Source organism: Actinopolymorpha singaporensis (genome assembly GCF_900104745.1).
In the GTDB taxonomy this organism is placed as follows: Bacteria; Actinomycetota; Actinomycetes; order Propionibacteriales; family Actinopolymorphaceae; genus Actinopolymorpha; species Actinopolymorpha singaporensis.
The window spans coordinates 4,891,963-4,915,552 of record NZ_LT629732.1 but is presented as its reverse complement, the minus strand read 5'-3'; the positions used below and the strand labels follow the sequence as shown (position 1 = coordinate 4,915,552).

Here is a 23,590-nt window from a genome sequence, read left to right as displayed (position 1 = left end):
CGTAGATGATCCTGAGAAGCCTCACCGGCTCGACCCATTCGCGGTGCGAATTCCGCATTCGTGGCAGGATCGGGCCATGGCGATGACGGCGCAGGTCAAGGCGGAGCTCACCAGTGCGACGGTGACAAAACCCTGCTGTCGCAAAGCGGAGGTGTCCGCGACCCTTCGGTTCGCCGGCGGCCTGCACATCGTCAGTGGCCGGATCGTCATCGAGGCCGAGCTGGACACCGGTGCTTCGGTCCGGCGACTACGCAGAGAGATCGCCGAGGTGTTCGGGCACGTCAGCGATGTGCTGGTGCTCGCTCCTGGCGGGCTTCGCAAGTCCAACCGGTTCGTCCTGCGGGTGGTCCGGGAGGGTGAGGCGCTCGCCCGCCAGACCGGCCTGCTCGACGGTCGCGGCCGGCCCGTTCGCGGGCTGCCGCCCCAGGTGGTCAACGGCTCCACCTGTGATGCCGTGGCGGCCTGGCGCGGGGCGTTCCTCGCCCACGGTTCGCTGACTGAGCCGGGGCGATCCGGCGCGCTGGAGGTCACCTGTCCCGGCCCCGAGGCCGCGCTCGCCCTGGTCGGTGCCGCCCGGCGGATCGGCATCGCGGCCAAGGCCCGCGAGGTGCGCGGCATCGACCGGGTGGTGATCCGCGACGGCGACGCGATCGGTGCGTTGCTCACCAGGCTGGGTGCGCACGAGAGCCTGATGGCCTGGGAGGAACGCCGGATGCGCCGGGAGGTGCGCGCCACCGCCAACCGGCTCGCCAACTTCGACGACGCCAACCTCCGGCGTTCGGCCCGCGCCGCCGTGGCCGCGGGTGCCCGGGTCCAGCGCGCGCTGGAGATCCTGGGCGATGAGGTACCCGAGCACCTGCAGCTGGCCGGCCGGTTGCGCCTGGAGCACCGGCAGGCCTCGCTGGAGGAACTCGGCCAGATCCACGAGCCGCCCCTGACCAAGGACGCGATCGCCGGTCGCATCCGGCGGCTCCTGGCGATGGCCGACAAACGAGCCGCCGACCTCGGAATTCCCGGCACCGACGCCAACCTCACCGCGGAGATGATGAGTTCCTGACCGCATCGCCGGCCACCTGCGGGCCGGGCGCCTCACCTGGTTCCTGACCAGCGCCTCCGTCCGTCGCGGGCCGGGTCGGGGGAGGGTGGGGCAGACCAGATAGTCTCCGCGGTGAGAATGCCTCGGCGCACACCCAGGGAATCGCCGCCAGGCAACGAGGCCAGGCCCCTGTCCGCAGCGCAGATGCACGACAAGCAACGACCCATGCGAGGGAGCGTCCTGTGACCATTCGGGTTGGAATCAACGGCTTCGGCCGGATCGGCCGTAACTTCTTCCGGGCCGCACTCGCCCAGGGTGCGGACGTCGAGATCGTCGGTGTGAACGACCTCACCGGCAACGACGTCCTTGCCCACATGCTGAAGTACGACTCGGTCCTCGGCAGGCTCGACGCCGACGTGACGTACGACGACACGTCTTTGACCGTCGACGGCAAGTCCTTCCGCGCCACCGCGGAGACCGACCCGGCGAAGCTGCCGTGGGCGGAACTCGGCGCCGACGTCGTCATCGAGTCGACCGGGCGCTTCACCAAGGCGGCGGACGCTCGTAAGCACGTCGAAGCGGGCGCCAAGAAGGTCATCATCTCCGCGCCGGCCACCGATGAGGACATCACCATCGTGCTCGGCGTCAACGACGACAAGTACGACCCGGCGAAGCACTCGATCATCTCCAACGCGTCGTGCACCACCAACTGCGTGGCGCCGATGACGAAGGTACTGCTCGACAACTTCGGGATCACCAAGGGTCTGATGACCACGATCCACGCCTACACCACCGAGCAGCAGCTGCTCGACCAGATCGCGGTGACCCGCAAGGGCACGGTCAACCTGCGCCGTGCGCGGGCGGCCGCCATCAACATCATTCCCACGACCACGGGCGCGGCGAAGGCGACCAGCCTGGTCATCCCCGAGGTCAAGGGCAAGCTCGACGGCATGGCGTTCCGCGTCCCGGTGCCGACCGGCTCGGTCACCGACCTCGTGGTCGACCTGGAGCGGGAGACCACCAAGGAGGAGGTCAACGCGGCGTTCAAGGCGGCCGCCGAGGGCCCGCTGAAGGACATCCTCGTCTACACCGAGGACGAGATCGTCTCCTCCGACATCGTCAACACCGCGCCGAGCTGCACCATCGACGCGTCACTGACCATGGTCAACGGCAACCAGGTCAAGGTCGTCGGCTGGTACGACAACGAGTGGGGCTACTCCAACCGTCTCGTCGACCTCGCCGCGCTCGTTGGTCGGTCGCTGTGACCCTGGCGACCATCGACGACCTGGGTGACCTCCGTGGCCGGCGGGTGCTGGTCCGCTCCGACCTGAACGTCCCGCTGGACGAGGGGCGGATCACCGACGACGGCCGCATCCGGGCCAGTGTCCCGACCATCCGCGCGCTCTCGGACAAGGGCGCGCGGGTGGTCGTGACCGCCCACCTCGGGCGGCCGAAGGGCACACCCGACCCGAAGTACTCCCTGGCGCCGGTGGCCGAGCGTCTCGGAGAGGTGCTCGGCGCCCCGGTGGCGTTCGCCTCCGACCTGGTGGGCTCGAGCGCGCAGGAGACGGTGGACGGGCTCACCGACGGGCAGGTCGCCCTGCTGGAGAACGTCCGGTTCGACCCCCGGGAGACCAGCAAGGACGACGCCGAGCGCGGCGCGCTGGCCGACGAGCTGGCGAAGTTCGCCGACGCGTTCGTCTCCGACGGGTTCGGTGCGGTGCACCGCAAGCACGCCAGCGTGTACGACGTGGCGCAGCGGCTGCCGCACGCCGCCGGTGGCCTCGTGGTCGCCGAGGTCGAGGTGCTCCGCCGGCTGACCGACCAGCCCGAACGCCCCTACGCCGTGGTTCTCGGCGGTGCGAAGGTATCCGACAAGCTGGGCGTCATCGACAACCTGCTCGGCAAGGCCGACCTGCTGCTGATCGGTGGCGGGATGGTCTTCACGTTCCTTGCCGCGCAGGGCCACGAGATCGGCAGGAGCCTGCTCGAGGCCGACCAGGTGGAGACCGTCAAGGGCTACCTGTCGCAGGCCGGTGACCGGATCGTGCTGCCGGTCGACGTGGTGGCGGCGACCGAGGTGTCCGGGGATGCCGAGCACGACGTCGTGCCCGTGGACGCGATCCCGGCCGACCGGCTCGGCCTGGACATCGGCCCGGAGTCGGCCCGGCTGTTCGCGGAGAAGCTGGCCGGTGCGCACACGGTGTTCTGGAACGGCCCGATGGGCGTCTCGGAGATCCCCGCGTTCGCGGAGGGCACCAGGGCGGTCGCGCAGGCGCTCACCGAGACCGACGGCCTGTCGGTCGTCGGCGGCGGTGACTCCGCCGCGGCGGTGCGTTCGCTCGGCTTCCCCGAGGACGCCTTTGGACACATCTCGACCGGTGGCGGTGCGAGCCTCGAGTACCTCGAGGGCAAGACGCTGCCGGGTATCGCGGTCCTGGAGGACTAGACAGTGGCGACGAAGCAGACCGGCCGCAGGGTCCTGATGGCCGGCAACTGGAAGATGAACCTCGATCATCGCGAGGCCGTCCACCTGGTCCAGAAGCTCACCTGGATCCTGCAGGACAAGAAGCACGACTACGAACGCGTCGAGGTGGCCGTGCTTCCGGCGTTCACCTCGATCCGTTCGGTGCAGACGCTGATCGACGGCGACAAGTTGCACCTCGTGCACGGCGCGCAGGACATCAGCCAGTACGACAAGGGCGCCTACACCGGGGACGTCTCCGGTGAGATGCTGTCGAAGCTGGGTTGTCGATACGTCCTCGCCGGGCACTCCGAGCGCCGGCAGTACCACAACGAGGACGACCAGCTCGTCAATGCCAAGGTGCAGGCCGCGTTCCGGCACGGCCTGGTGCCGATCCTGTGTGTCGGCGAGGGCCTGGAGGTCCGGCGCGAGGGGCGCCAGGTCGAGCACACGGTCGGCCAGGTGCAAGCCGCGCTTGACGGGCTCAAGGCCGAGCAGGTCGCCGACATCGTGATCGCGTACGAGCCGGTGTGGGCGATCGGCACCGGTGAGGTGGCCACGCCCGACGATGCGCAGGAGGTGTGCGCGGCCATCCGGCAGGCCGTCGCCGAGCGCTATGACGCCAACGTCGCGGACGCGGTGCGGGTGCTCTACGGCGGTTCGGTGAAGGCCGCCAACTCGGCCGGCATCATGGCGCAGCCCGACGTCGACGGCTGCCTCGTCGGCGGTGCGAGCCTGGACCCTGAGGAGTTCGCCGGGATCTGCCGCTACCACGAGCTGCCCAGCCTGCCTTCCTGAGCAGGTGATCGCGGCCAGGTGATCGGCGTCGTGCCCGAACGTCCGTACGTCGTCGCCAGTGCGGCACAGTCGGTCGACGGTTACCTCGACGACCGTGCCGAGGCCCGGCTGGTCCTTTCCGGTGAGGCGGACCTGGACCGGGTCGACGGTGTGCGGGCGGGGTGCGACGCGATCCTGGTCGGTGCGCACACAGTCCGGCGGGACGACCCGCGGCTGCTGGTCCGTTCTCCCGAACGCCGGCAGGCGCGGGTCGCGGCTGGGCTTCCGCCGAACCCGGCGAAGGTGGTGCTCACCCGGTCCGGCGACCTCGATCCCGGTGCGGCGTTCTTCACCGCCGGGTCGGCAGCCCGACTCGTCTATGCGGCCGGTGGTTCGGCGGAGGAGTTGCGTACCCGTCTCGGCTCGGCGGCGACGGTCGTCGACGTCGGCGACGACCCCGGCGACGGTCTGGCAGACCTGCCCGCGGTGCTCGCCGACCTGCACCGACGAGGAGTCCGCCGCCTGCTGGTCGAGGGCGGCCGGCGGGTGCTGACCGGGTTCCTGACCGCCGGGCTGGTGGACGAGTTCCACCTGGTGGTGGCGCCGTTCTTCGTCGGCGACCCGCACGCGCCCCGGCTGGTCGGGCCGGGTGACTTCCCACATGGGGCGGACGACCGGATGCGGCTGGTCGAGGTCCGCCAGGTCGGTGACGTGGTGCTGGCCCGCTACCTCCTCGCCGCCGCCGACGACTACTGGCTACGGCAGGCGATAGACCTGTCCCGCGCCTGCCCGCCCACCGAGTCGGCGTACGCGGTGGGTGCGGTCGTGGTCGACGACACCGGGCACGAGATCGCCACGGGTTACTCCCGGGAGACCGGCCCGCGTGAGCATGCGGAGGAGGTCGCGCTGAGCCGGGTCGACCCGGCCGACCCGCGGCTCGCCTCGGCCACGATGTACTCCAGCCTGGAGCCGTGCAGCGCCCGCGCCTCCCATCCCGTGCCCTGTGCGGACCTGATCATCCGCGCGGGCATCCGCCGGGTGGTGCTCGCCTGGCGCGAACCCCCGCTGTTCGTCGACTGCCACGGCGTGGAACGCCTGCGCGACGCGGGGGTCGAGGTGGTGGAGCGGCCCGAGTTGGCCGGGCCGGCCCGCGAGGTCAACGCTCACCTCTTCGACTAGGTCAGGCCCGCGCCTCTTCCTGCACAGGGTGGAGGTACACAACGGGCTTGCCGATCCTGGTGGCATAGGCGATCTCGCGGCCGGTGGACTCTCCGACGTAGCCGTCGATGTTCAGGACCAGCACCTCGTCGGCCAGGTCGATCTTCCGCAGGTGCAGTGCGTCGAGCCGTGCCTTCAACTCGTCCACCTCGTCCGTGCCGCCCGCACCCAACAGGTCACCATCAGCCCCGGTCTCACAGCCGATCGACAAGACGATCGCGCCGCCCAAGGTGAGGCGAATGTTCTGCCGGCGGAACTCCTCGTAGAACCTCGTGGAGCCGCACAGGACCACGATGCGCGGCCGGTCGCCGCCGAAGTCGCGGACCAGGCCGTGGTGCTCGGTGCACTCGGTCGAGTCGTGGGGAGACTTCATTGCTTCGTGTCCTTTCGAACGGCCGAGTCGGCGTCGCCACAGCACGCAACGAACCCGGCTCCGGCGGTCCTGAGAATCATGTACGATCCGCGTCCACCACCGAGTGACCGCCCGGTCGGATTCTTCCGCGGAAGAATCGGGAACCCGCCGAGACCCGTCCGTCGACGCGGTCAGTGGGACTGCGAAACCTGTGCCGCTCCGGCGCTATCGCCAGTCGGGGTTCGCGGCGGTTTCCGGACCCGCGGGCCGAGGGCCAGTCGGACCACGACCGCCGTGTACGCGCAGAGCAGGACGAGCCCGGCCCACCACGGGAGCGGAAAGTACCCCGCCGACGGCGCGTAGTGCGCGGTCACCTGCGGATACTTCACCATCGTCTGGGTGACGGCGAAGCCCGCGGCCGGGGTGAGTCGCAGCAGCCATTCCGACACCGTGTCCGGCAGTAGCGGGAGCGCCGTGACCGCGTAGGGCACGGCGACCAGCGACGTTCCGGCGAGGATCGCCGCCCAGCCGCGCCGCAGCAACACACCGAACCCGTACGTGAGCATGGCGCACAGCGCGAGCACCCCCGCGACTCCCGCGATCACCCGCGCGCCGGTCGGGGCCGACACCGGCTGCACGGGGATGCCGTTGGCCTCGAGGATCACCAGACCCGCCGGGAATGCGACGCCGACAGCGACCAGACCGGTGACGAAGGTGGCCGCCCCGACGACGGCCGCCCGGGCGGCGATCACCTGCCGGGAGTCCATGTCACGAGCCGTGCGGGCACCATGTCGGGCGGCGACGACGATCACGACGATCAGCGCGACCGGCAGGCCGAGCAAAGTGAGCGCGATCGCCGGCACCCCCTCCTCGCTGCGTGGTCCGATGTCGCCGGTGCCGCTGACCGTGATGACCCCGTCGTGCTGCACCGCTCCGGACGCGAGGTGGTATTTCTCCCAGTCCGTGCGGTTCATCTGGCCGACCGGGTCGCTGTGCCACGAGCCGGTGGCGCCGCCTTCCACGGTGACGTTGTCGAAGCTACCCACGGCCTGGGTGAACCGGACCTCCTCGACCGCGCCGCCGAGGCCGACCTTGCGGAGGGTGAGGTCGCCGGGGGAGGTGGCGAAGAGCCCGACCTGCACGGTGTTCGGCAGCCCGGCGAGTTTCGCCGTCCCGACGGTGTGCCACCGCCGCCCGTCGGTGGACTCGGCGGCAGTGATGGTGTCGGCTGAGCGGGACAGGCGCAGCCAGCGCGGGGACTGCTCCGACATGCCGCCCGCGCTTCCGGCGACGTCGTGCCTGTAGTCGTACTGGAAGCGCACACCGTGGCTGCCGGTCATCATCAGCGCGGCGTACTGCGAGCCCTGCCGCAAGCCGTCCTTGACGATGATCCCGGCCTTCGCCCACGGCACCAGACCGGAGACGATCTGGTCGTGGTTCGGCGGAGGATAGGTGATCGTCCCGGTCATCGAGGTCATCCGGACCGTGATGCTGCCCTCGGGGCCCAGGTCACGATGCAGGAACCAGAACCTGTCGCTGACGGTGGAACCGTCGCCGGCGGTCGGAACGGCCGGGCATGGGCCAGGGTCGCAGGACGAACGGTTGCCGAGGCTGGAGACCAGGCTGATCGCGATGACGGTGAGGGCTGCGGCGGCCAGGGCGATCAGCCGGCCAGGGCGGCGGAACGCGGTCCATTCCCGCTGAAGGAGTTCGGTGGTCGACATGCCGTCGGTTCTACGGGCCGGCAGGTGACATGGCCCGAACCGACGCTGTCATGCTGCTGTTAGGTCCCGCCGGGCATGCTGGAGGCATGACCAGGCTGCGCGGCGGAACCGTAGGTGTGCGATTCACGATCCTGTACGCCGTGGTGTTCCTCCTGTCCGGTGTCGGGTTGCTGGGCCTGACCTTTCTGCTCTCCGGCGTCGGCGTGAGCAGGTCGGTCCCGGCCGGGAATCCCCCCGCCGAGGGCGGCCTGGCCGGAGCACAGCAACGCATCCGGGAGTTGGAGGACCAACTGGGTGCGGTGCACGCACAGCAGTCCCGCCAGCTCCTCGTGGGCTCGTTGATGGCGTTGATCGTGATGGCGGTCGCCGCGTTGTTGCTGGGCCGGTTGCTGGCCAGGCGGGTTCTGCGGCCGTTGCGGCTCATCACCAGCGCCACGCGGCGCATCTCCGCCGACAGCCTGGATCGGAGGCTCGGCGCGACTGGTCCGGCCGACGAGGTGAAGGAACTCGCCGACACCATCGACGAGCTGCTCGGGCGCCTCGAGGCGTCGTTCACCGCGCAGCGCCGCTTCGTCGCCAACTCTTCCCACGAGCTGCGTACACCGCTGGCGACGATGCGGGCATCGCTGGACGTCGCGGTCGCCAAGCCGGACCCTCCCGCCGCGACGGTGGCACTCGCGGACCGGCTACGAACGCAGCTCGACCGGGTCGATCACCTGCTTGACGGCTTCCTCGTGCTCGCGCGGGCGCAGCACGGCCCGCCTCCCGACGCCACTGCGGTCGACCTCGGCGGGCTGGTCGACGGATCGCTGCGAGAAAGGGCCGCGGACGCACAGGCGAAGGGGCTCCGGGTGACGGTGGACGTGCGACCGGGGACGGCCATCCAGGGAAGCCCGGCGCTGCTGGCGCGGCTGGTGGGCAACGTCGTCGACAACGCCGTGACCCACAACGAGGACGGCGGGTGGATCGCGATCACCGGGTCCGCCCGCGGGCAGGAGACGGTCCTCGTCGTCGAGACCGGGGGCCGAGTGCTCGACCAGCGTGAGGTCGACCGGCTGGCGCAGCCGTTCGAGCGGCTCGGCGGCGAGCGCACCGGCTCCTCGGGCCTGGGTCTGTCCATCGTGGCCGCTGTCGCCGCCGCCCACGGCGGTCGGCTCGCCCTGCTCGCCCGGCCGGAGGGCGGGTTGCGCGTGTCGGTCACTCTCCCGGCGAGGCCTGCCGACCACAGCCCGATGCCTCCGGCGATCGTCGCGGGGGTCCCGGCGGCATGAGGATCCTTGTCGTCGAGGACGAGCGCGCCCTCGCCGAAGTCGTCGCGGAAGGGCTGCGCGACCAGGGGATGGCCGTCGACCTCGCACGCGACGGGCTGGCCGCCGCCGCCAAGCTCGACTTCACCGTGTACGACGTGGTTCTCCTGGACCGGGACCTGCCCGGCCTGCACGGCGACACACTGTGCCGGCTGATCAGCGAGCGCGCGGACCGGCCGATGGTGCTGATGCTGACCGCGGCCGGCGCCCCCGGCGACCGGGTCAGCGGGCTGACCCTGGGCGCGGACGACTATCTCGCCAAGCCGTTCCACTTTCCGGAGCTGGTCCTGCGCATCCGGGCACTGGCCCGCCGCAGGCCGGATGCGCGGCCCAGGCACCTGCACGCGGCCGGGATAGAGCTGAACCCGGTGCGCCGTACGGCCGTCCGCGACGGGCGGGACCTCCACCTCTCGGTGAAGGAGTTCGCCGTGCTGGAGGCCCTGCTGCGGGCAAGTCCGGGTTTCCTGAGCGCCGAGGCCCTGCTGGAGCAGGTCTGGGACGAGAACGCCGACCCGTTCACCAACACGGTCGCGGTGACGGTGGGCAGGCTTCGGCGCAAGCTCGGCGACCCACCCGTCATCGCGACGACGCCCGGGGTCGGCTACCGGATCGGGTGATCCAACGACCCGTACAGGCGCACAGGCGCATGGACGAGATCCGCGTACGGGGTGGACGGGTCCAGCGTGTTCAGTCGGCGGGCTCGCCGCCGGAGCGCACGGACCGCGCGTGCTCCTCCACGACATCGGCGAGGGTCTGGGCCAGCAGCCCGGCCACCGGCATGGTCACCCCGGCGACCCGGCCCGCGGCGACCACCTCCCACAGGTCCTTGCTCCACGGCCGGGACCGGACCGGCACCTGCGAGGCGTCGTAGGCCTGCGCCGTGCGGTCGAAGAAGCCCCACTCGCGCGCCGACCAGGAGTCGCCGGTGCTGGTGCGGGCGACCTCGAGGACGGTCTCGACCGAGACCCCGTGTGCCTGCGCCAGGCGCAGCGCCTCGTGGGTGCCGGCGAGGGAGGCGAACATCATCAGCTGGTTGGCGAGCTTGGCCGCGGCGCCCGCACCGGGCGGTCCGGCGTGCACCACCTGCTCGGCGATCGTGTCGAGGTACGGCCGCGCCGGTTCCAGCGCCGCCTCGTCCGCACCGACCATGACCGTGAGGGTCCCGCGCTCGGCGCGTTCGGCGCCGCCACTGACCGGCGCGTCCAGGAACGCCAGCGAACGCTCCCGGGCGCGGTCGCCGAGTTCCCGAGCGGTCGCGGGCAGGACGGTGCTGTGCACGGCGACGACCGCGTCGTCGGCCAGTTGGTCGAGCAGCTCGGGGGTGTCCAGGACGGCGGTCACGGTGTCGTCGTCGGGTACGGCGAGAGCCAGCACCCGACAGCCGGCGAGGTCGCCGAGAGAGTCCGCTCCGTCCGCGCCGCGCTCGACCATCGTGGCGACCGGGCCCGGGTTCACGTCGTAGGCCGTGACCGACCACCCGGCCCGGACCAGCGCGGTGGCCATCGGGAGTCCGAGGTTGCCCAGTCCGACGAACCCGATCCGGGCCGATTTCGGTAGCGCGGCCATGCGCGGACTCCTCTGGTCGGCGGTGATCTTCGTGACTATTGTCTACAACAGGCAAGCGCCTTCCACAATCGTCGAAGGGAACGCTTCGTGGCCGGACGTCGCCGCATCGACCCGCCGAGCCTGGTGCAACTCGCCGCGCAGGAGCTACGCCGGATGATCCTGGCCGGTGAGCTGGCGCCCGGCGAGCGTCTGATCGAGGAACGGCTCACCGAGGAGCTCGGGATCAGCCGGCCACCGCTGCGCGAGGCCATGCGGACGCTGCAGCACGAGGGCCTGGTCGAGATCACTCCGCGCCGCGGTGCGTCGGTGACCCGGCTGGCCGACAGCGACGTCGTCGAGATTCTGACGCTGCGGTCCGCGCTGGAGCGGTTGGCCGTCGAGATGGGCATACCTGTGACCGACCCCGCCAGGCTCGCCCGCTGCCGTTCGGCACTGGCCGAGATGGAGCGCTGCGCCGAGCGTGCCGACCGTGCCCAACTGGTCGAGCGCGGCTATGAGTTCCACCGCGCGATCGTCGGCCTGGCGGATCACCGGCGGCTGGAGGGCATCTACGACTCGCTGCACCAGCAGCTCCTGTGGTGCATGGCGATGAACCTCCACACCCGCGAGCACTACTACGAGGACCTCGCCACCCACGTCGCCCGCCACCGCGACCTGCTCGACCTGATCGAGGCCGGCGACCCCGGCGCCGTACTGGACGCTCTTGCGAACCACGGCGAGCGGTCCTTCACCCACGGCTTCCAGCAGCCACAGCAGGAGCCGGCAACGGCAACAGGCACAGCGGCAACGGACACAACGGCAACAACGGCACCAGACGCACCAGACGCAGTGAGCAGGTGACAACGGCTACGCCCGACCAGCACCCGAAAGAGGTGGACCGTGCACGGCAGCTCCGCACCTCACGATGTCGTTCGCCCTGACCTGACCCGGCGAGGTTTCCTGGCCCGCGCGGGGTTCGCCGCCGCCGGCCTCGGCTCCGTGGCCGCGGCGTGTTCGCCGTTTCGTGGCGAGGTGGACGACGAGAAGTCCGGCTCCACCACGATCAGGTTCATCACTCCGGCCGACCTGGGGCTGGAACGCACGCTCTACAAGGGTTACCTGAGGGACTTCGAGAAGGCCAACTCCGGTACGAAGGTCACCGTCACCTTCGAGGCCTGGGACGACTACATGGCCAAGCTGCCCACGTTGCTGGCCGGCGGTGCCGTACCCGACCTCATCCACCAGCACCAGAGCATCGTGCAGGACTACGGCCACCGCGGAGCGCTGCTGGACCTGTCGCCGCTGATGAAGCGGGACGGCATCGAGCGGTCGGCGTTCGTGCCGGCGCTGGTGGACGCGTTCACCGACGGGAGCAAGGTCTACGGCCTTCCCAAGGACTCCGCGGCCTGGGGCGTCTACTACAACAAGGACATGTTCGACGCGGCCGGCGTCGCGTATCCGAAGGACGACTGGACGATGGACGACCTTCGCGAGACCGCGCGGAAGCTGACCCGGGACAAGCAGGGTCGCAGCCCCGGCGACCCGGGCTTCGACGGCAGGCAGATCAAGCAGTGGGGGCTGAACTGGCTCTCCCCGACGCCGACCGACTCCGAGAACAGCCGGTCGTTCGTGCGGGCGTTCGGCGGCGACTGGTACGACGCGAAGTACCAGAAGACGCTGATCGACCGGCCGCCCGCGCTGGCCGACTTCGAGTTCTTCCGGTCGATGCGGTGTACGGACCGCAGCACGCCTTCGCCGTCGCAGGAACTCGGCCAGGGCGACCCGTTCCGCTCCGGCCTCACCGCGATGGCGGTCAGCCACCATTCGCAGGACTTCTTCCTGCGGCAGGAGAAGACGAAGTTCTCCTGGGGAATCACGTTCGTGCCGAAGGGTCCGGGCGGACAGTTCGTCGCGGTCGGCTGCAGCGGCTGGGCGATTCCCAAGCAGGCGAAGAACAAGGAGGCCGCCTGGAAGCTGCTGAAGCACCTCACCAGCCCGCCGGTGCAGCAGGGTTTCGCCAAGCAGCACAGGTGGGCACCGAGCGTGCGGTCGGCACTGGACTCGCTGGTGCCGAAGGATCCGACCGACGGGTTCGTCAAGGTGCACGTGGACCCGCTGCGCGAGCGCAGTGACCGTACGGTCATCAGCTTCAAGTTCCCCGCCAACCAGTCGCGGATCAAGGAGATCTACGCCACGCACTTCGACCCCCTGTGGACCACGTGTGCCACCGAGGATGTCGCAGGTGCCGCCGCGCAGACCAAGGCGCAGGTGGACTCGATTCTCGCGCAGGGCTGATCGGCGATGGTCACGCAGACGGCCGACCCGCGGGAGGAGCCGGCGACCCGTGGGCGGCGCGGACTCCGCGGCAGTCGCGGCATCGCCGGGATGCGCCGGTCGCGGGGCCCGCTCGGCACTCGGCGCCGGGAGGCGATCGACGGCTACCTGTTCATCGCGCCCTGGTTGGTCGGGTTCGTGTTCCTGGTCGCGGGCCCGATGCTCGCCTCGCTGGTGATGGCCTTCCTGGACTGGGATCTGTTCAGCCCACCCACCTGGGCGGGCCTTGGCAACTTCCGGTTGCTTCTGCATGACCGGCTGGTGGCCAAGTCGTTGTGGAACACCGCGTTCTTCACCGTGATCAGCGTTCCGCTCAACCTGGTGACCGCACTCGGCGCGGCGATGCTGCTCAACCAGCGGGTGCGTTTCCGGTCGGTGTTCCGGACGTTGTTCTACCTGCCCGCGGTGATGCCGGCAGTGGCGAACGCGATCCTGTGGTTCTGGATCCTCAACCCGGAAGTGGGCCTTGCCAACTCGGTGTTGCACATGGTCGGGCTGCCCGAACTCCAGTGGCTGCAGGACCCGCACACCGCCAAGCCGTCGTTCATCCTGATGAACCTGTGGGGGATCGGCAACACCATGGTGATCTTCCTGGCCGGGCTGCAGGGCATTCCGCAGACGCTGCACGACGCCGCGCAGGTGGACGGCGCGAACTGGTGGCATCGCTTCTGGGCGGTGACCGTGCCGATGCTCTCGCCGGTGATCCTGTTCAACCTCGTACTCGGCATCATCGGGTCCTTCCAGATCTTCACCAGCGCGTTCCTGCTCGCCGGGAACGGCGGGCCCGAGCAGTCCACGTTGTTCTCGGTGCTCTACCTGTACCGCCTGGGGTTCGAGCAGTTCCGGATGGGCTACGCCGCGGCGTACGCGTGGGTGATCTTCCTGGTCATCCTGGTCTTCTCGCTGGTGCAGTTCCGGTTGTCGCGGTCGTGGGTGCACTACGAGGGTGAGGACGCACGATGAGCGGCAGCGTGACGAGCGGCAGTACGACCAGAAGCAGGTCAACCAGAAGCAGCGCGACGAGCGGGACGGCGATCGCACGCAAGGCGGTGCTGTACGCCGTACTGGCGGCCCTCGCGGCCGTCTTCTCGATCCCGATGCTCTGGCTGGTGTCCACGTCGCTGAAGGCGCAGGGTCAGGTGTTCGCCTATCCGCCGGTGTGGATCCCGAACCCGGTGCGGTGGGCCAACTACCTGGAGGCGATGGACCGGGCACCACTGCTGGTCTGGCTGGCCAACACCGCGATGATCACCATCCTGGCGATGACCGGGACGCTTCTGTCCAGCTCGCTGGTGGCGTTCGGCTTCGCCCGGCTGCGGTTCCCGGGCCGGAGATTGCTGTTCTACCTGCTGCTGTCCACGATGATGCTGCCGGACGTGGTGACGCTGGTGCCGCAGTTCGTGTTGTTCCGGTCGCTGGGCTGGGTGGACACGTTCGCGCCCCTGGTGGTGCCGGCGTTCCTCGGCGGCGGTGCGTTCAACGTCTTTCTGGTACGGCAGTTCTATCTCACCATCCCGCGCGACTTCGACGAGGCGGCCCGGCTCGACGGTGCCTCGAACCTGCGGATCTGGTGGCACATCATGCTGCCGCTGTCCAGGCCGGTCCTCGTCGCGGTGGGCATCTTCTCGTTCGTCTATCACTGGAACGACTTCCTGCTGCCGTTGATCTACCTGCAGAGCGAGGGGAACAAGACGCTGGCGCTCGGACTGCGAGCGTTCATCTCGCCCACGGACGCCTCGTGGAACATCAGCATGGCGGCGTCGATGTTCTTGGTGGTCCCGGTGCTGATCGTGTTCTTCGTGGCGCAGCGGCAGTTCATCCGGGGCGTGGTGATGACCGGCATCTCGGGGAGATAGCCACGCAGCACACCAGGCAGGCGATCCGGGCAGGCGATCCAGGCCGGCGATCCAGGACAGGTGAGGGGAAACGCAATGGACCAGGGGAGCCTTTCGGGCGTACGGGTGGTGGAGGTCGGCGTCTTCATGGCCGCGCCGTTCGCCGGGATGCAGCTCGCCGACCTCGGCGCGGACGTGGTGAAAGTGGAGCCACCCCGCAGGGGAGACCCGGCCCGCCAGGTCGGCCCGTACCTGCAGGGAGAGGGGTCGGCGTTCGTCCGGCTCAACCGCAACAAGCGTTCGGTGGCGGTCGACCTCAAGCATCCGGGGGGCAAGGCGGTGTTGACAAGGCTGCTCACGACCGCCGACGTGTTCCTGCAGAACCTCCGGCCAGGGGTGATGGACGCCCTCGGCTTCGACTACGAGAGCGTGCGGGCGCTGAACCCGCGGCTGGTGTACGTGTCACTGTCGGGGTGGGGGCAGGACGGTCCGCGGGCGAGCCTGCCCGGCCTGGACGTGATGGCGCAGGCACGGGCGGGGCTGATGAGCATCACGGGGGAGCCGGACGGCCCGCCGGCCAAGGTGGGCGTACCGCTGTGCGACCTCACCTGCGGCCTGTACGGCGCTCTGGCGGCGCTGGCCGCGCTGCGGGCCCGGGACGCCGGCGGGGAAGGGCAGCACGTCGACGTGTCGCTGTTCGAGTCGGCGGTGTCGATGGGCATCTGGGAGGCCGGGAGGTACTTCGCCACCGGCGAGGTCGGCGGGCGGCTGGGCTCGGCGCACCAGAGCACCGCGCCGTACCAGGCGTTCGCCACTGCCGACGGCTGGGTGACGTTCGGCGCGGTCACGCCGCGGTCGTGGGTGGCGGCCTGCGACGTGCTGGGCCTGGCGGAGCTCGCCGACGACCCGCGCTACGCCGACGCCTACCAGCGGCAACTGCTGCGGTCCGAGCTGACCCCGGTGATCGAACGCGCAACCCGCGGTTGGCAGACCGAGGACCTGGTGCGGGCGTTGGAGAGGGCCGGCGTTCCGTGCGCGCCGATCGCGGACTACGCCGAGGTGTTCACCGACGCCCACCTGCGGGAGCGGGACTACTACTGGGACGCGCCGCACCCCACGCTCGGTGCCGTACGCCAGCTCGGTTCGCCGATGCGCATGTCGGCCACCCCGCCGGTGCGCGGCCGAGCCGGCCCGTCGCTGGGCGCCGACAGCCGCGAGGTCCTGCGCGAGGCAGGATTCGCGATGTCGGAGATCGAGGGACTGGAAGCCGCCGGGGCGGTGCAGCACGGCGGACCGGACCGGGAAGGACGGTCGGAGTGAGTGACGCGGGAACCGCGAAGGAACTGCTGGTCGAGCGCGACGGGCCGGTGCTGCGGGTGACCTTCAACCGTCCGGAGCGACGCAACGCCATGACCTGGGCGATGTACGACGGACTGCTGGCCGCCTGCGACCGGGCCGAGTCCGACTCCTCGATCCGGGTGATGGTGCTGCGGGGTGCCGGTGACGAGGCGTTCGTCGCGGGCACCGACATCGGGCAGTTCGGGGAGTTCACCGGCGGCGACGCCGGAGTGGCGTACGAGCGGAGGATGACCCGGCTGCTGGAGACGGTGGCCGGGGTGCGGGTGCCGACCGTCGCGGTGCTCACCGGCTACTGCGTGGGCGCGGGCCTTGCCATCGCCGCGTCGTGCGACCTGCGGATCGCCGCCCGCGGGACGCGGTTCGGCGTGCCCATCGCGCGGACCGTGGGCAACTGCCTGTCCACCCCTACGGTCGCGCTGCTGGTGGACAACCTCGGGCCCGCCCGAACGCTCGACATGGTGTTGCGGGCCAGGCTGCTGGACGAGACCGAGGTCGCGGCGGCGGGGTTCCTGTCGCAGGTGTGCGAGCCCGGGGAGGTCGACGCCGCGGCCGAGGCGCTGGTTGCCAGGCTGGCCGAACACGCGCCGCTGACGATGTGGGCCACCAAGCAGGCCGTACGCCGGGTCATGGCCGCGCGCGTCCCGGACGACACCGACCTCGTGCACCGCGTCTACGACAGCGCGGACTTCCGTGCGGGCGTGGCGGCGTTCGTGGCCAAGCGGCGTGCTTCCTGGACCGGCACCTAGGCCAGACCCCAGCGGTCGTACTGTCCGGGCCGGCCTTCGGGGCCGTGACGAGGGCGGCGATGTCGGCGGCGAATCCGGTCGGGGTACCCGCCATTGACGGCGTGGGAGGAGTCCGGGCAGACGCGGACGGTCCCGTGGCGGAGGGCTCGCCCGACGGTTCGTGCGGCGACCTCGGGGCCGTGCATGACCGACCTGCCCGCGATCCTCGCGAACGCGAGCGGTGGCCGGGCCCACCGGACCCGGCCACCGCGTCGCACCGTCGACCTCACGGTGTCTGCTGCCGAACTTCTGTTATCTCAGGTACTTCTGCGAGTCAGTCGTCGATCCGCCGTGGCGTACGGCCACCGTCAGAGCCGAGCCTTGCCGGCCGCCTTGGCCTCGGCCTGCGCGTCGGCCCGGCGCTCCTTCACCGTCCCGGCGAGGTCGTCCTTGCGGTCCTGCGGCGCGGCCATCCGCATGGCGGCCGGAGCCTGGAGGTTCTCGAACTGACCCGACACCGAGCCACGCACACGGTTGTTCTCACCGGTCGGCGCCGGGTCGTTCCCGGTACCGGAGAGGTTGCCGCGCACGATGTTGTTGCTCACCACGATGGTCCCGGCGTTGTTCGAGACGTCGACGTTCCCACCCCAGTAGCTGGTGCCGGAGCACGGGGCCAGCGGCCCGTCGGCGCCCAGCTGCAGGGTGCCGGAGTTGCCCGTGTAGCCGGCGTCCCCGTAGACCTCGCTCTCGCAGAAGACCGAGCCCTCCTCGTTGTCGGCGACCGTGAGCTTGCCGTCGATCGTGGAGTTGTAGACGTCCAGGTAACGCGTGCCCTGGCCGGTGAGAGCGCCACCGACCTGCGAGCCGTCCACGACGACCTCGCCCGGGACCGAGGCGTTGACCCGGCCGGTGACCTTGGAGTCGACGGTGTAGACGAACCCGTCGTACTCAGAACCCTCGTCGGCCTTGGCGTTGACCGCGCCACCGAGGTTGCTGCCGTAGAAGTACGACCCGAAGGCGTTGTTGGTGCTGACGTTCTGGGCGATCGTGGTGTCGGTGGTGTCGACGTAGGCGTTCTCCGCCACGGTGACGGAACCCTTGAACGTCGCACCGTCGACGATCAGGTCCGCGCCGGCTGCGACCCGCACGTTTCCCTCGACAGTGGTGCCGTTGAGCCAGCAGGCCTTGCCCGCCGGGACAACCAGGTCGCCGGGAACGGTGACGGCACCGCCCTCGCCGACGCAACGAGTCACCAGGTCGGCGTTGGCCGGCATCGCGAACGCGATCCCGCCTGCTGCGACCAGAGACGTCGCGGCGATTGCGCTTCGTAGCTTCATGTGGTGCGGTCCTCCCCTGTATTGGTGGTCGGTCCGCCAGGAGGAACGCGTGTATCGAAGAAGGCCGCCCCCCGTACGGACAATCATCATCTTTCACGAAAGGTCCGCCAGGTGAAGCTTGGTTTCATTCCCTTCCGGAATCGGACGTCCGTTCCGCGGCAACCGGACACCGTTCGGACATTTTCCGGCGTCGGCGAGGCGCATCACGGTCCGCCGGTACATCCGGCACGCTCCCGAAAACCCCGGGAAACCAAAGCCGTCAGGGGATTCGTGCGGTCCACTCGGTCGTGCCGAACTTCGTGGCCACCAGGGCGGCGGCGGCGTCTCGCTCCGCGGCCGTCAAGGTGTCGTTGACAAGGCCGTGGCGCCGGCGGAAGTGCGCGATCATCCTGTCGACGATCTCCTCCCGCGGCAGTCCGGTCTGGCGCCGCAACGGGTCCACTCGCTTGCCGGCGCTGGTCGTTCCCTTGTCGGACAGCTTCTCCCGCCCGATCCGCAGGACCTCCAGCATCTTGTCGGCGTCGATGTCGTAGGCCATCGTCACGTGGTGCAGGACCGCTCCGGTGGCCAGCCGCTTCTGCGCGGCGCCGCCGATCTTGCCGCCGTCGGAGGTGATGTCGTTGAGCGGTTGGTACCACGCGCGGACGCCGAGGTCCTCGTTGAACGCTCCGAGCACCCAGTCGTCGAGGTAGGCGTAGGAGTCGGCGAACGACATCCCGTCGATGAGCGACGTGGGTGCGTACAACGAGTACGTGATCGTGTTGCCCGGCTCGATGAACATCGCGCCGCCACCGCTGATCCGGCGGACCACCTCGATGCCGTGGCGGCGCGCGCCCTCGGCGTCCACCTCGTTGCGCAGCGACTGGAAGCTGCCGATCACCACACAGGGCTTCGCCCACTCCCAGATCCGCAGCGTGGGCGGGCGGCGTCCGGCGGCGACGTCCACGGCCAGCACCTCGTCGATCGCCATGTGCATTGCCGGGTCCTGCGGGCCCTCGTGCACCAGGTGCCACTCGTGGTCGTGCCACTCGGTGGCCCGGGCGAGGGCGCGGCGTACGGCGATCGCCACGGCCTGAGGGGAGAAGCCGAGGAGCACGGCGTCCGGGCCGAGCCCGGCCTCCACGCGTTCGGTCAGCACCTGGGTGTCGGCGGTGGCCGGCAGCCCGGTCAGGGCGGCGTTGATCGCGTCCAGCGCTTCGTCGGGTTCGAGGAAGAAGTCGCCGCTGACCCGGACGTCCGCCAGCGCACCGTCGGCGACGTCGAGGTCGACGACCACCAGCTTCCCGCCCGGCACCTTGTACTCACCGTGCACTTCGCCACCTGCCGTTCTGTTCCTCGTCGGCACCACGGCCGACGTGGTGTCAACGCCGGTGGACGCCGCGGTCCTTCCCGTTGCGCGGGTTCGCCTCAGGCGCCCTCGAGGACCGCGTCGACGACCGCGCGGGCCTCCTTCTGCACCTCCGCCAGGTGCTCGGGCCCCTGGAACGACTCGGCGTAGATCTTGTACACGTCCTCGGTGCCGGAGGGCCTGGCGGCGAACCACGCGCTGCGGGTCGTCACCTTCAGGCCGCCGATCGGCGCATCGTTGCCCGGGGCCCTGGTGAGCTTGGCGGTGATCTCCTCGCCGGCGAGCTCGGTGGCGGTGACCTGTTCGGGGGCGAGCTTGCCCAGCGCCGCCTTCTGCTCGCGGTTGGCGGGCGCGTCCACCCGGGCGTACGCCGGGTCGCCGAACCTCTCCGTCAGCTCGGCGTAGTGCTCGCTGGGGGAGCGGCCGGTCACCGCCTGGATCTCCGAGGCGAGCAGCGCCAGCAGGATGCCGTCCTTGTCGGTCGTCCAGACCGTTCCGTCGGTACGCAGGAACGACGCGCCGGCACTCTCCTCGCCACCGAAGCCCACCGAGCCGTCGAGCAACCCCGGCACGAACCACTTGAAGCCCACCGGGACCTCCAGCAGCGCCCGGCCGAGGTCGGCGGCCACCAGGTCGATCATCGACGAGCTCACCAGCGTCTTGCCGACGGTCGCGCCGCCCGGCCAGCCGTCACGGTGCCCGAACAGGTAGGAGATCGCCACCGCGAGGTAGTGGTTGGGGTTCATCAGCCCGCCGTCGGGGGTGACGATGCCGTGCCGGTCGGCGTCGGCGTCGTTGCCGGTGGCGACCTGGTACGCCTCGCGCCGGCCGATCAGTGAGGCCATCGCGTGCGGCGAGGAGCAGTCCATCCGGATCTTGCCGTCCCAGTCCAGCGTCATGAACCGCCAGGTGGGGTCCGCGACCGGGTTGACCACGGTGAGGTCCAGTCCGTACCGCTCACCGATCGCTCCCCAGTAGGCGACGCTCGCCCCGCCCAGCGGGTCCGCGCCGATCCGCACCCCCGCCGACCGGACCGCGTCCAGGTTCACGACGGCCGGGAGGTCGCGCACGTAGGCGTCCAGGAAGTCGTACCGGTCGGTGGTGTCGGCGGCACGTGCCCGGGCGAACGGGACCCGGCGTACGCCGGACAGCCCGGCGCCGACGATCTCGTTCGCGCGGTTCTGGATCCATCTGGTGACGTCGGTGTCGGCCGGTCCGCCGTTCGGTGGGTTGTACTTGAACCCGCCGTCCGCGGGCGGGTTGTGCGAAGGCGTGACCACCACCCCGTCGGCGAGGCCGTCGGTGCGGCCCCGGTTGTGGGCGAGGATCGCGTGCGACAACGCCGGTGTCGGGGTGTAGCCGTCGCGGGCGTCGATCAGCACTGTCACGTCGTTGGCCGCGAACACCTCCAGCGCGGTGGTCCACGCCGGCTCGGACAGGGCGTGAGTGTCCCGGGCGAGGTAGAGCGGCCCGGTGACGCCGGCGTTCGCGCGGTGCTCGCAGATCGCCTGGCTGACCGCGGCGATGTGGTCGTCGTTGAACGAGAGCGAAAGGCTCGATCCGCGGTGGCCGGACGTACCGAAGGACACCTGCTGGTCCGCGACACCGGCGTCGGGGTGACCGGCGTAGTAGGCGGTGACCAGGTGGGCGACGTCCACGAGGTCGGATTCCTCGGCGGGCTGCCCGGCACGTGCGTCGACACTCATCGGCTCGTCCCTCTCCTCGAACGCGGGGGTCAGCGGAGTCGCGCTCCTGCTGCTCGGGTCCAGCCTGCCAGCCTGCGGCGCCGCACAGGTGGCGACCCGTGCCCGGGTCTGGCTGTCTGCGGCCACCGGCCCGAATCCCGGTGGCGACCGGTCGGCGTACCCCGCAGAATTGCACCTCGTGACAGGTCCTCGACCCACCGAGGCGGCACCGGGTGGGCGGGGTCCCACGGGCTGGCGCCGCCGACTCACCGCGCTGTGGCCCGACCTCACCCCGCTGCGCACGTCCCGCGACTTCCGCCTGCTGTGGATCGCCGGGACGGTGTTCTACCTGGGCGGGATGGTCAGCTACGTCGCGCTGCCGTACCAGCTCTACCACCTCACCGGCTCCAACTTCGCCGTCGGAGCGCTGGGCCTGGTCCAGCTCGTCCCGCTGGTCGTCTGCGGGTTGTACGGCGGTGCGCTGGCCGACCGTGCGGACCGGCGCAAGGTCCTGGTCGGCACCGGCGTCGGTCAGTGCCTGCTCACTGCCGTACTCCTCGCCAACGCGGCCCTCGACCATCCGTCGGTGGGGGTGATCTACGCCGTGGTGGGTGCGTTGCTCGCGGTGGCCCAGGCGCTGCAGCGGCCGAGCCGGGAGGCGCTCGTGCCGCGGGTGGTCGGCCACGACCAGCTCCCGGCCGCGGTCGCGCTCAGCTCGATCGGCGTCCAGGTCGCCATGCTGGCCGGGCCCACGCTCGGCGGGCTGATCCTGGCATCCGGGGGAGCGGCCTGGGCGTACGCCGTGGACGTGACGGGGCTGGCCGTGGCCACGGCGATCTTCGCCGGTCTGCGGCCCTGTCCTCCGGTGGCGAGGGCGATCAGCTCCGGGATCGCGGCGACCGTACGCGAGATCGGCGACGGGCTGTCCTACGCCGTACGCCGCCGGGACCTGCTCGGCACCTACATCGTCGACCTGACCGCGATGTTCCTGGCGATGCCGACCGTGTTGTTCCCGGCGTTCGCCGCCGACGTGCTGCGTGAGCCCGCCGCGCTCGGGCTGCTGTACTCCGCCGGGACCGTCGGATCGCTACTGGCCACCGCGACCAGCGGCTGGGTGGCCCGGGTCCACCACCACGGCCGGGCGGTGGTGCTCGCCGCGGCGACCTGGGGTGCGGCGGTGGTGCTGGCCGGGCTGTCGCCGTCGGTGTGGCTCGCGGTGGTCGCCCTGGCGGTGGCCGGAGCGGCCGACATGGTGAGCGGGCTCTTCCGGAGCGTGATCTGGAACCAGACCATTCCCGACGAACGCCGGGGCCGGCTCGCCGGGATCGAGATGCTGTCGTACTCCATCGGGCCGCTCGGAGGTGAGGCGCGCGCCGGTCTGGTCGCCGACGCGACCAGCGTTCGCACCGCGATCGTGAGCGGCGGTGCATTGTGCGTCCTCGGTGTGGGGCTGGTGGCCGCCTGGCTGCGTGACTTCTGGCGCTATGACGACCGCACCGACGAGCACGCGGTCAGGGAACGCCGGGTGCGCGCCGACCGGGCCGCCGAGACGCCGGTCGGCTGAAAGCCGGTCGTCACCGGGGAGAGAAGCAAGGCGCCCTTGTCAGCCGGACGGCGAAGATCGTCGTGGAGGATGGCTGGGCGCCGACCCGCCGGAAAGGGCCCTGGCGGTGCCGGGGGCGGCAAGGTGCCCTGGTGTGTCGTAGTCTGGTTTCCTCAAGGAGCCGGTAATCGGCTCGGCTGACATCGGCGCCGTCTGACAAAGGGGTTCACCGGAACGTGGTCACCGCGCTCTCGATCCTGTTGATCCTCACGAGCCTCGTGCTCGTGCTGCTGGTCCTGCTCCACAAGGGGAGGGGCGGCGGCCTGTCCGACCTGTTCGGTGGAGGGGTGACGTCGAGCCTGGGTGGTTCCTCCATCGCCGAGCGCAACCTCGACCGCATCACGGTCGGTATGGGCATCATCTGGTTCGCCTGCATCGTGGCGCTCGGTTTGTTGCTCAAGTTCAGCTAGTCTCCTCTCACCCGATTCCAGCCAGGTTTCGCAGTTTCACCAGACCATCGACGTAGCGCCCGACCGTTTCCTCGAATCCGATATAACGCCGATGTCAGCATCCATCGGTCGGCACGTCAGTCATTCCGTACGAGGGAGATCGTCCGTGGCAAGTGGCAGCGCCATTCGAGGAAGCCGGGTCGGTGCCGGTCCCATGGGAGAGGCCGAGCGGGGTGACACCGCTCCACGCCGCCGCGTCACCTACTGGTGCGCCAACGGGCACGAGACCCGGCCGAGCTTCGCGATCGACGCGCAGATCCCGGACTCCTGGGACTGCCCGCGTTGCGGTCTGCCGGCCAGCGTCGACTCCGGCAACCCGCCGCCGGTGCCGCGCAACGAGCCGTACAAGACGCACCTGGCCTACGTGAAGGAACGCCGTAGCGACGAGGAGGCCCGCCAGATCCTGGAGGAGGCCCTTCAGCAGCTGCGCGCCCGCGTCAGCCGGGGCGAAGTCATCCTCTGAGTTCGAGCCGGGGCCGGCGTGAGCCGGCC

Annotated in this window: 22 protein-coding genes; 16 read left to right on the top strand and 6 right to left on the bottom strand. The window is 70.4% G+C overall.

Annotated features, from left to right (window positions below; genetic code table 11):
• Nucleotides 1–76 precede the first annotated feature (76 nt).
• From whiA to BLU27_RS22120, 5 genes are all read left to right on the top strand, one after another.
• On the top strand, nt 77–1,057 hold the full coding sequence (gene whiA, locus BLU27_RS22140; RefSeq protein ID WP_092655598.1) for a DNA-binding protein WhiA: 981 nt from the start codon (nt 77–79) through the stop codon (nt 1,055–1,057).
• 221 nt (nt 1,058–1,278) lie between these two features.
• A complete protein-coding gene (gene gap, locus BLU27_RS22135; protein WP_092655597.1) occupies nt 1,279–2,301 on the top strand; it encodes a type I glyceraldehyde-3-phosphate dehydrogenase in 1,023 nt (340 codons plus the stop codon).
• Nucleotides 2,302–2,303: 2 nt separating this feature from the next.
• Nucleotides 2,304–3,485: a phosphoglycerate kinase gene (locus BLU27_RS22130; protein ID WP_092658048.1), complete on the top strand. Its 1,182-nt coding sequence runs from the start codon at nt 2,304–2,306 to the stop codon at nt 3,483–3,485.
• A gap of 36 nt (nt 3,486–3,521) precedes the next feature.
• Entirely contained in the window at nt 3,522–4,298 is a 777-nt protein-coding gene (tpiA, locus tag BLU27_RS22125) for a triose-phosphate isomerase (RefSeq protein WP_241828045.1), read from the top strand.
• 30 nt (nt 4,299–4,328) lie between these two features.
• Nucleotides 4,329–5,456, top strand: coding sequence for a dihydrofolate reductase family protein (locus tag BLU27_RS22120; RefSeq protein ID WP_092658046.1), 1,128 nt, complete (start codon nt 4,329–4,331; stop codon nt 5,454–5,456).
• Between the two features lies 1 nt (nt 5,457).
• Here the strand turns inward: BLU27_RS22120 and BLU27_RS22115 are convergent, their stop codons facing one another.
• Nucleotides 5,458–5,868 carry a hypothetical protein gene (locus BLU27_RS22115; RefSeq protein ID WP_241827569.1) on the bottom strand — a complete coding sequence of 137 codons (411 nt, stop codon included), beginning with the start codon at nt 5,866–5,868 and terminating at the stop codon, nt 5,458–5,460.
• Nucleotides 5,869–6,038: 170 nt separating this feature from the next.
• On the bottom strand, nt 6,039–7,571 hold the full coding sequence (locus BLU27_RS22110; protein WP_157728749.1) for a DUF1349 domain-containing protein: 1,533 nt from the start codon (nt 7,569–7,571) through the stop codon (nt 6,039–6,041).
• An 86-nt stretch (nt 7,572–7,657) separates the two neighbouring features.
• Here BLU27_RS22110 and BLU27_RS30945 point away from each other — a divergent pair, with 86 nt between their 5' ends.
• Together BLU27_RS30945 and BLU27_RS22100 are read left to right on the top strand one after the other, a co-directional pair.
• Nucleotides 7,658–8,842, top strand: coding sequence for a sensor histidine kinase (locus BLU27_RS30945; RefSeq protein ID WP_092655595.1), 1,185 nt, complete (start codon nt 7,658–7,660; stop codon nt 8,840–8,842).
• Nucleotides 8,839–9,495, top strand: coding sequence for a response regulator transcription factor (locus BLU27_RS22100; RefSeq protein ID WP_092655594.1), 657 nt, complete (start codon nt 8,839–8,841; stop codon nt 9,493–9,495). Before BLU27_RS30945 ends, BLU27_RS22100 begins: the two co-directional genes overlap by 4 nt.
• 70 nt (nt 9,496–9,565) lie before the next feature.
• Here the strand turns inward: BLU27_RS22100 and BLU27_RS22095 are convergent, their stop codons facing one another.
• A complete protein-coding gene (locus BLU27_RS22095) occupies nt 9,566–10,444 on the bottom strand; it encodes an NAD(P)-dependent oxidoreductase (RefSeq protein ID WP_092655593.1) in 879 nt (292 codons plus the stop codon).
• An 87-nt stretch (nt 10,445–10,531) separates the two neighbouring features.
• Between BLU27_RS22095 and BLU27_RS22090 the strand changes: the two genes are divergently transcribed.
• The 6 genes from BLU27_RS22090 (at nt 10,532) to BLU27_RS22065 (ending at nt 16,697) form a co-directional block, all read left to right on the top strand.
• Complete coding sequence (locus BLU27_RS22090) at nt 10,532–11,284, top strand: GntR family transcriptional regulator (protein WP_241827568.1); 753 nt, start codon at nt 10,532–10,534, stop codon at nt 11,282–11,284.
• A 39-nt stretch (nt 11,285–11,323) separates the two neighbouring features.
• Complete coding sequence (locus BLU27_RS22085) at nt 11,324–12,718, top strand: ABC transporter substrate-binding protein (protein WP_092655592.1); 1,395 nt, start codon at nt 11,324–11,326, stop codon at nt 12,716–12,718.
• A 6-nt stretch (nt 12,719–12,724) separates the two neighbouring features.
• Entirely contained in the window at nt 12,725–13,720 is a 996-nt protein-coding gene (locus tag BLU27_RS22080) for a carbohydrate ABC transporter permease (RefSeq protein WP_197681521.1), read from the top strand.
• The gene (locus BLU27_RS22075; RefSeq protein WP_092655591.1) at nt 13,717–14,613 is read left to right on the top strand and encodes a carbohydrate ABC transporter permease; all 897 of its coding nucleotides are present in this window, start codon (nt 13,717–13,719) and stop codon (nt 14,611–14,613) included. Before BLU27_RS22080 ends, BLU27_RS22075 begins: the two co-directional genes overlap by 4 nt.
• 75 nt (nt 14,614–14,688) lie before the next feature.
• Nucleotides 14,689–15,912 carry a CaiB/BaiF CoA transferase family protein gene (locus BLU27_RS22070; RefSeq protein WP_092655590.1) on the top strand — a complete coding sequence of 408 codons (1,224 nt, stop codon included), beginning with the start codon at nt 14,689–14,691 and terminating at the stop codon, nt 15,910–15,912.
• Entirely contained in the window at nt 15,909–16,697 is a 789-nt protein-coding gene (locus BLU27_RS22065; RefSeq protein WP_092655589.1) for an enoyl-CoA hydratase/isomerase family protein, read from the top strand. Before BLU27_RS22070 ends, BLU27_RS22065 begins: the two co-directional genes overlap by 4 nt.
• Nucleotides 16,698–17,044: 347 nt before the next feature.
• Here the strand turns inward: BLU27_RS22065 and BLU27_RS22060 are convergent, their stop codons facing one another.
• From BLU27_RS22060 to pgm, 3 genes are all read right to left on the bottom strand, one after another.
• Nucleotides 17,045–18,013: a hypothetical protein gene (locus tag BLU27_RS22060; protein WP_092655588.1), complete on the bottom strand. Its 969-nt coding sequence runs from the start codon at nt 18,011–18,013 to the stop codon at nt 17,045–17,047.
• Nucleotides 18,014–18,272: 259 nt separating this feature from the next.
• Entirely contained in the window at nt 18,273–19,325 is a 1,053-nt protein-coding gene (locus tag BLU27_RS22055; protein WP_092655587.1) for a lipoate-protein ligase LplAB, read from the bottom strand.
• 95 nt (nt 19,326–19,420) lie between these two features.
• The gene (gene pgm / locus BLU27_RS22050) at nt 19,421–21,067 is read right to left on the bottom strand and encodes a phosphoglucomutase (alpha-D-glucose-1,6-bisphosphate-dependent) (RefSeq protein ID WP_092658038.1); all 1,647 of its coding nucleotides are present in this window, start codon (nt 21,065–21,067) and stop codon (nt 19,421–19,423) included.
• Between the two features lie 178 nt (nt 21,068–21,245).
• On the opposite strand from pgm, the gene BLU27_RS22045 reads away from it, so the two are divergent.
• The 3 genes from BLU27_RS22045 (at nt 21,246) to BLU27_RS22035 (ending at nt 23,561) form a co-directional block, all read left to right on the top strand.
• Complete coding sequence (locus BLU27_RS22045) at nt 21,246–22,610, top strand: MFS transporter (RefSeq protein ID WP_172805010.1); 1,365 nt, start codon at nt 21,246–21,248, stop codon at nt 22,608–22,610.
• Nucleotides 22,611–22,825: 215 nt separating this feature from the next.
• On the top strand, nt 22,826–23,059 hold the full coding sequence (gene secG, locus BLU27_RS22040) for a preprotein translocase subunit SecG (RefSeq protein WP_092655586.1): 234 nt from the start codon (nt 22,826–22,828) through the stop codon (nt 23,057–23,059).
• 145 nt (nt 23,060–23,204) lie between these two features.
• Nucleotides 23,205–23,561: an RNA polymerase-binding protein RbpA gene (locus tag BLU27_RS22035; protein ID WP_092655585.1), complete on the top strand. Its 357-nt coding sequence runs from the start codon at nt 23,205–23,207 to the stop codon at nt 23,559–23,561.
• Nucleotides 23,562–23,590: the final 29 nt, after the last annotated feature.

What these genes read in the sequence shown, in the direction of transcription:
- whiA (WP_092655598.1), top strand. Translation starts at nt 77, where the DNA reads ATGGCGATGACGGCGCAGGTCAAGGCGGAGCTCACCAGTGCGACGGTG.
- tpiA (WP_241828045.1), top strand. Translation starts at nt 3,522, where the DNA reads ATGGCCGGCAACTGGAAGATGAACCTCGATCATCGCGAGGCCGTCCAC.
- BLU27_RS22115 (WP_241827569.1), bottom strand. Translation starts at nt 5,868, where the DNA reads ATGAAGTCTCCCCACGACTCGACCGAGTGCACCGAGCACCACGGCCTG.
- BLU27_RS22110 (WP_157728749.1), bottom strand. Translation starts at nt 7,571, where the DNA reads ATGTCGACCACCGAACTCCTTCAGCGGGAATGGACCGCGTTCCGCCGC.
- BLU27_RS30945 (WP_092655595.1), top strand. Translation starts at nt 7,658, where the DNA reads ATGACCAGGCTGCGCGGCGGAACCGTAGGTGTGCGATTCACGATCCTG.
- BLU27_RS22100 (WP_092655594.1), top strand. Translation starts at nt 8,839, where the DNA reads ATGAGGATCCTTGTCGTCGAGGACGAGCGCGCCCTCGCCGAAGTCGTC.
- BLU27_RS22095 (WP_092655593.1), bottom strand. Translation starts at nt 10,444, where the DNA reads ATGGCCGCGCTACCGAAATCGGCCCGGATCGGGTTCGTCGGACTGGGC.
- BLU27_RS22080 (WP_197681521.1), top strand. Translation starts at nt 12,725, where the DNA reads ATGGTCACGCAGACGGCCGACCCGCGGGAGGAGCCGGCGACCCGTGGG.
- BLU27_RS22075 (WP_092655591.1), top strand. Translation starts at nt 13,717, where the DNA reads ATGAGCGGCAGCGTGACGAGCGGCAGTACGACCAGAAGCAGGTCAACC.
- BLU27_RS22070 (WP_092655590.1), top strand. Translation starts at nt 14,689, where the DNA reads ATGGACCAGGGGAGCCTTTCGGGCGTACGGGTGGTGGAGGTCGGCGTC.
- BLU27_RS22060 (WP_092655588.1), bottom strand. Translation starts at nt 18,013, where the DNA reads ATGAAGCTACGAAGCGCAATCGCCGCGACGTCTCTGGTCGCAGCAGGC.
- pgm (WP_092658038.1), bottom strand. Translation starts at nt 21,067, where the DNA reads ATGAGTGTCGACGCACGTGCCGGGCAGCCCGCCGAGGAATCCGACCTC.